This is a genomic window from Psychromarinibacter sediminicola (genome assembly GCF_029168335.1).
Classification (GTDB): domain Bacteria; phylum Pseudomonadota; class Alphaproteobacteria; order Rhodobacterales; family Rhodobacteraceae; genus Psychromarinibacter; species Psychromarinibacter sediminicola.
The window spans coordinates 1-634 of sequence record NZ_JARGYC010000224.1; the positions used below are offsets into that span (position 1 = coordinate 1).

The 634-nt window shown below is 66.7% G+C and carries 1 protein-coding gene; it reads right to left on the reverse strand.

The genetic code is table 11. The features are described from left to right. Positions 1–98: 98 nt before the first annotated feature. Positions 99–368, reverse strand: coding sequence for a hypothetical protein (locus P1J78_RS25105; RefSeq protein ID WP_275570097.1), 270 nt, complete (start codon positions 366–368; stop codon positions 99–101). Positions 369–634: the final 266 nt, after the last annotated feature.

Below are 634 nucleotides of genomic sequence, written 5' to 3' on the forward strand. Positions count from 1 at the left end.
GCTGGCCGTTTTCTACGGCCGCAGCCCATCATGTGCACAGGAAAAGGCCGCGGCGTGACGCTCATGAGCGTTGCCAGCTATAGTTCACGGATGACGAGCTAAGAGGGAAGACCCGGAAACGCCTTGTAGTCGCCGGTATCCGCCCGCCCGGCCTCCAGCCCGAAGGTCAGCCGGTCGGTCCGCCCGTGCTCGACGAACAGCGACAGGTAGCCGTTGGGGTCGAAACCGGATGTGCCGATGGCCGGCGGTTCGTCGCTGAGCGTGTAGGAAAGCGCGGCGAAGGTGTTGCCCTCGCCACGCGGCCACGCGCCGCCCGCCGCCTGCCCGGCAGCCAACAGAATCAGCAGAACGATCCGCAGGATAACCATGACGCCTCCTCGGGCAAGGATACGGCAGGCAAGGTTAACGAAACCTGAACAGGGACTTGGCGCCGCCGGGCCGCGGGGCTAGGTGAGGGGCGACGGCAACGGGGAACGCGAATGGCGGACTGGGATCTGGAGCGGCGTGATGGCCTGCCCGAGGCGCTGCGCGTGCTGCGTGACGCCTATCCGCGCGCGGACTGGGAGGGCCACGAGAACTTCGGCGAGATGGTCCGGTTCTGGATGGAACGGCACGCGATGTTCCGCGAGCTGAT

Excerpts from the sequence above, each read along its gene's own strand:
- P1J78_RS25105 (WP_275570097.1), bottom strand. The coding sequence starts at position 368 with ATGGTTATCCTGCGGATCGTTCTGCTGATTCTGTTGGCTGCCGGGCAG.